Origin of the sequence: Polynucleobacter sp. (genome assembly GCF_018500155.2) — a bacterium.
GTDB lineage: Bacteria > Pseudomonadota > Gammaproteobacteria > Burkholderiales > Burkholderiaceae > Polynucleobacter.
The window spans coordinates 1-5,851 of the sequence record NZ_JAHBAK020000014.1 but is presented as its reverse complement, the minus strand read 5'-3'; the positions used below and the strand labels follow the sequence as shown (position 1 = coordinate 5,851).

Below are 5,851 nucleotides of genomic sequence, written 5' to 3'. Positions count from 1 at the left end.
GCAACCCATACAACAGTAATTAATAGGTCGATTGGCCACTCGAGCTCTGCGTACTCTTTAGAGGTAGTGATGCCTAGTGGCAAAGTGATTGCTGCAGATACGATGACTGCTTGCCAACCCCAGAATGTGAATGCCGCCAACTTGTCGCTGAAAAGTCGTACCTGACAGGTTCTTTGCACGATGTAATACGACGTTGCAAACAAAGCGGAACCGCCGAATGCAAAAATCACTGCATTGGTATGCAGAGGACGCAAACGACCATAGCTAAGCCAAGGAATGTTGAAAGTGATTTCAGGCCAAATTAACTGCGCCGCGAGGATAACCCCCACGAGCATACCAACGATGCCCCAAAGCACGGTAACGATGGCAAATTGGCTGATAACCTTGTAATTGAAGGTATCTTGATTACCCCCCACGGTAAGTCCCATGGTTTCTCCTTTTTTGTGACCAAACAGCGACATAATCCAAATAGACTGGATGAATTATCGAATTGAGGCCCCAAAGCGGGTTTGATCTATATCAAAAAGGGAGGGGCAAAATCGTCGTTGCCAGTAAGAAATCCCCTATGACAATATAAGTCATTGTTTTTAATGGCTATTTTTGAGAGTATTCGCTAACTTTTTTTGGTGCCGGTGCATCATCATCCATCAAGATGGACTCACCTGGACCACTGAGATCGTCAAACTGCCCACTTTTGACGGACCAGCGCAAAATCCACGCCAATAGTCCCACCAAAAGCAGTGACAACGGAATCAAAATAAAGAGGCTTTCCATCCCTCTAGTCTAAGCCTTTCTCAGGCGCCAGGCATTAAGAGTGACTGCAAGTGAAGAGAGAGACATGCCAATCCCAGCAACCCAAGGATTAACCAATCCCAACATAGCAGCCGGGATTGCAAGTACGTTGTATATCAAGGCCCACAATAAATTTTCTTTAATAATTCTTTTTGTCTTTTCAGCTAAAGCCAATGATTTAGCTAATGGCTCTAGAGAGCTGGCCGTCAAAATTGCGTCTGCACCCGCTGCAGCCAAGGGCGCACCAGCACCCACCGCAATTGAAATATCTGCACGAGCTAATAAAGGAGCGTCATTCACTCCATCTCCAATTGCCCATACAAAGCGCTTCTCATTTTGTAAACGCTCGATGTACTCATACTTTTCTTCTGGGGTACATGCACCTTGATAATTTTTAATGCCAACATGATTCGCCCACCACTTCACAGTGGCAGGATCATCACCAGATATCAAATGCACAGTAATATTTTTAGAATGCGCAGCTTGCAATAATCGCTTGAGCCCTGCCCTTGGGCTATCTAAGAAAACAAAAGTCGCTATTAATCCAACATCATCTGCTAAATGAACTTGCCCATATTGACCTGCCTCTTTAGATGAAAGATCTTGTGGCAAACCGATCCACACTGCACTTCCTAGGCGATAAGCGCCAGAACTTAATCCTTTGCCAAGTTGGTTGATCACTGGCGCAGACAACACCGCTGGAGAGAGATTCTCAAGCTCTGCAGCGCGTAAGAGTGAAAGCGCTAAAGGATGTCTTTGACCTGCCTCTAATGCAATGGCCAGCGCTAACGCATCTTCGCGACGAAAACCAGGACGCAGATGAATGATCTCTTGCAGTTCTGGCTGACCCATTGTTAACGTACCGGTTTTATCCAAAACTAGATCGGTAGCTTGAACCAGGCCCTCTAATACATGCCCTCTAACAATTAGCAAACCCAATTTGGTGACGGCGCCCTGCGCAGCAGCCATTGCTGTAGGAACGGCTAGCGATAAGGCACAAGGACAACTTGCAACCAATACAGAGACAAGCACAGTCCACGCTTGACTAGGATCGAAATACAGCCATACCGCGGATGATACAAACGCACTCACAAGTAAGAACGCAACAAAATAGGCTGCCCACTTTTCAGCAAGACTCACCATGACGGGCTTCGCTAACAACGCTTGATCAAGCAATGAAGCAATGCCAGCAATTCTGGTGGATTGACCCACTGCATCAATTCTCATGATGAGAGGATTCAAAATATTGTGCGTGCCTGCATAAACGCGATCACCAATTTTTTTCTCAACGGGCTTAGATTCTCCAGTGAGCAAAGATTCATCAAGCGCGCTAATATTTTCTATAAGAGTCCCATCTGCAGGCACTACTTCACCTGGTGGTACGCGTAACACGTCACCTGGATTGCAGTTGACGACTGGCACTACCTCCACATTTTGCGGATCGGGATAATTTACTAGGCGCTCACATGTCGCTGGCAATTGTTTTGCTAAAGCTTCTGCACCACCTTGCGCATCTTGCCTTGCCAACAATTCTACGTAACGCGCAGCGAGAATAAATGCCACGAACATCGTGATGGAATCAAAATAACTTTGTCCTGATCCCTTAATGAGATTAATTGTGCCCGCAGTAAATGCTAAGGCCAGCGCCAGAGCAATCGGCACATCCATCCCAAGCAGATGCGTTTGCCTGAAGGTTTGAATACTGCGCCATGCCGCCTGAAATATTGGTCCAGCAGAGTAAACCATCACGGGAACGGTTAGCGCCCAACTAGTCCAGCCCAACAAAATTTCAAACTCAGGTGTGATGTCAGCATTCACATAAGTAGGCCAGGCATACATCATTACTTGCATCATGCCCAACAGGGCCACTCCCAATCGGGTCAGTAATTGACGTTTTTCTTTTTTGGCGCGCTCCACCGAAAGCGATGGCTCAAATGGCCATGCTTCATAGCCAATTCGCTCAATCTCAAATAATAGCCTTGCTAAGCTCGCCTTTTCTGGGTCAAAACGAACGATTGCTTTTTGTGTCACATAATTAATTTGTACATCTTTAACACCGGGTATACGTCGTAAATGTTGCTCAGATAACCATACACAAGCAGCGCATCGAATTTTCTCAAGACGTAAAGTAGCCTCTAGATCTCTACCATCTCCATAAGGCCTTGTAAATCGCCCTCGTAAAGAGGGGTCATCGTAAGGCTTGAGTTTTTCAGGGATAGCATCTGTAGCTAGGTAGGCTGCCGGCTTCTCACCAGCCTGAGAACGCCTTGCATAAAAAACTTCCAAACCTTCTCCATGAATGGTTTGTGCAATCGCCATACATCCAGGGCAACAAAATTGACGTCGCACTCCTCCAAGCTCAGCCTCAATCAATTCATTAGGCAGAATACTGCTTGAGCAGTGATAGCAAGTCGGGTGATTACCTTGTGTCATTGACTATGAATGTTTTTCATCTGCCCAGCCATTGAAGCGTTCATATAAAACAAAAAATACGCCCCACATCACCACTGCTACATATGCCCATACCCAGGCAGTTTGGGAGGATCTTGAGCCAGCAATATCTAATACAAATCCAAAAATGGCAGGGCCCATCAAACCGCCGCCAAATCCCATTAAAGAATGCAAGCCCATCGCAGCGCCTTTAATATTTTCCTGGGCACTCATCACAAGTCCCGCAGTCAATGTAGCGGAATCAGCCATGATAAAAACCGCATGCCCTATTGCTAGGGTAACGATGAGCCACCAAGAATGCCCCGTCGAGAGTGCTAATGAGATTCCCATGACAGCACTTGTCAGCATCACTATGAATACCCATTTTTGGCGCCCCAACTTTAAAGCAATCTCGTTTCCCAAAATCGATGATGGCACACCAAAGAAATTAATTACCCCCGCTAAAGTGGTTGCAGCAAGAAAAAAATGTTCGCCCGTAGCGGCAACACAAAAAGTAAAGAAGGCTACTAGCCAACTTCTTGATGCGAACAACTCAAGGGAATGTGCGGTATAGCCCAAAATAAAGCCTGAGGCTTTTTTATTTTGCAGCACTAATTTCCATTTATTAATGGGAAATACATCATGCAAACGAATAGCAATAGGTCCTTTCCATTTCTCGTGCGCTAGCGGCGGAATCAATATCCACACAATTAAAAATGCAGTAAATGGACCTAAGGCAATAATGCCAAAAACATAATGCCACCCTAAGGCGCTTAATATCCAACCTGAACACAAATAAGAAAATCCGGTACCAATACCAAAAAAGGCTGTGTAAAAAGCAATGTGGCGCGTCAGCTCTCCTGACTTTATGCGATCAGATAAGATTTTTAATCCTGGCATATAAGTACCAGCAAGACCGGCACCATTCATCGCCATAAAAAATAATGCGGTCCAAAAATTATGGGCCAAGAAAGACATTCCCAATAATCCAAAAGTAGCAGCTAGGCCGCCGACTAGATATACTTTTCGCGCATCAATACGATCAGTCAATGCAGTAGCTAGAGGCACTGCCAACATGTATCCCATAAAAAATGCGCTTGCAATCAGACCCGATTCAAGATTGCTTAAATGCCACTCCTCTTGCAATGATGTCAGGACCACTGCATAACAGGCAAAACCTAATAAGGCGCAGGTCTGCGCCAGTAGCATTAGAGGGGTATAGCCGGTAGATTGAAAGCGCATAAGGATTTGAGCAAATCTGGGTCTATTCTACTCGCCCAAGCCCATTTGCACTTCACCCAACCATGGAAATAAACGCTACACTAAGAAAAAACATCAAGGAGACATTATGAAGAAAATCAGCATTTTGAGTTATGGTGTTGCACTGTTCCTAAGTATCGCCAGCGCAACATCTCTGGCAGATAACTACCCTTCCAAACCCATCAAAGCGATCGTTCCTTTTGCAGCTGGCAGTGCCACCGATCAAATTGGCAGAGCATTTGCAGCCAAAATGGCTGAATCACTTGGACAACCAGTAGTGATTGAGAATCGCCCTGGGGCAAATGGCATGATTGGAGCGGATGTTGTTGCTAAAGCCCCTGCCGATGGTTACACATTACTATTTGGCACAAATAGCACCAATGCGGCCCTCAAGAGTCTTGTCAAAAATTTGCCCTACAACCAAGACACCGCATTTACACCCATCGGTTATTTTGGTTCAGTTCCACTCATTGTGACTGTGAACAACGATCTTCCTGTGAAATCACTCAATGGACTTGTTTCTCTCGCTAAAGCTGATCCAGGAAAAATCACCTTCGCTTACGCAAGCACATCACAACGCGTTTCCTCTGAGATGCTCGCCAGCGTTGCAGACATCAAAATGACTGGCGTATCTTATAAGAGCGGACCGAACGCAATGACTGACTTGATTGGTGGCCAAGTGAATATGTTCACAGCAGACTTTGCGGTAACTTTGCCACAAGTTCAGGCTGGCAAAATTCGTGGTCTGGCAGTGACTTCACTCAAACGGTCACCAGCCATTCCAGAACTACCTACTGTTAATGAGGCGCTAGGTATTAAGAATTATGAGTTGATTGCCTTCTTTGCTGTTTTTGGTCCTGCAGGAATGCCTAAAGATGCAGTCATGAAACTCAATAAAGCGATTAACGAGGCTGCTAAATCAAAAGACTTAACAGAGCGTTTTGCTTCTATGGGTTTTGAAACCCAGCCTGGAACACCTGAGGCGCTTGCTCAAAAAATAAAACTAGAAACTGCTAAATGGGCTCAAGCCATTAAAGCTGCAGGCATGGAGCCAGAGTAAAGCTACTCCATCTCGACCTCCATGGATAAAAGCCAATAAGAAAGGCTTTTGCCATGCGAGTCGAGATTTAATGAGAGGTTGACCCCTCCATCCAAAAGATCATCAATAACAAAATTAAAGGCCATGAGCTTTGGCAACTCATAGCGAATCACTGAACTTGGATTACGAAACCCAAAGTGGTCTTTGACCTTCTGGGCAGTCAACACTTTTTGCAAGATCTCAAAATCTTTTTGCTGATACGCAATCACACTGATGTTGGAGCGCGAACCTTTATCGCCTGTACGAGCATGGGCTAGCTTATATCTGTCT

Annotated in this window: 6 protein-coding genes; 1 reads left to right on the top strand and 5 read right to left on the bottom strand. The window is 45.4% G+C overall.

Going from position 1 to position 5,851, the window contains the following annotated elements; genetic code table 11:
• The 4 genes from KIH43_RS01745 to KIH43_RS01730 form a co-directional block, all read right to left on the bottom strand.
• Nucleotides 1–428, bottom strand: a 428-nt coding sequence (locus tag KIH43_RS01745) for a cbb3-type cytochrome c oxidase subunit I (RefSeq protein ID WP_297717069.1), incomplete at its 3' end; no start/stop codon positions are given.
• A gap of 166 nt (nucleotides 429–594) precedes the next feature.
• Nucleotides 595–774 carry a cbb3-type cytochrome oxidase assembly protein CcoS gene (gene ccoS / locus KIH43_RS01740; RefSeq protein ID WP_296968761.1) on the bottom strand — a complete coding sequence of 60 codons (180 nt, stop codon included), beginning with the start codon at nucleotides 772–774 and terminating at the stop codon, nucleotides 595–597.
• A 9-nt stretch (nucleotides 775–783) separates the two neighbouring features.
• A complete protein-coding gene (locus KIH43_RS01735; RefSeq protein WP_297717066.1) occupies nucleotides 784–3,225 on the bottom strand; it encodes a heavy metal translocating P-type ATPase in 2,442 nt (813 codons plus the stop codon).
• Nucleotides 3,226–3,228: 3 nt separating this feature from the next.
• Complete coding sequence (locus KIH43_RS01730) at nucleotides 3,229–4,464, bottom strand: MFS transporter (RefSeq protein WP_296968758.1); 1,236 nt, start codon at nucleotides 4,462–4,464, stop codon at nucleotides 3,229–3,231.
• Nucleotides 4,465–4,570: 106 nt separating this feature from the next.
• Between KIH43_RS01730 and KIH43_RS01725 the strand changes: the two genes are divergently transcribed.
• On the top strand, nucleotides 4,571–5,542 hold the full coding sequence (locus KIH43_RS01725) for a tripartite tricarboxylate transporter substrate binding protein (RefSeq protein ID WP_296968756.1): 972 nt from the start codon (nucleotides 4,571–4,573) through the stop codon (nucleotides 5,540–5,542).
• Nucleotides 5,543–5,544: 2 nt separating this feature from the next.
• Here the strand turns inward: KIH43_RS01725 and KIH43_RS01720 are convergent.
• Nucleotides 5,545–5,851 (bottom strand): hypothetical protein (locus KIH43_RS01720; RefSeq protein WP_297717062.1); only part of this gene is annotated, 307 nt, incomplete at its 5' end.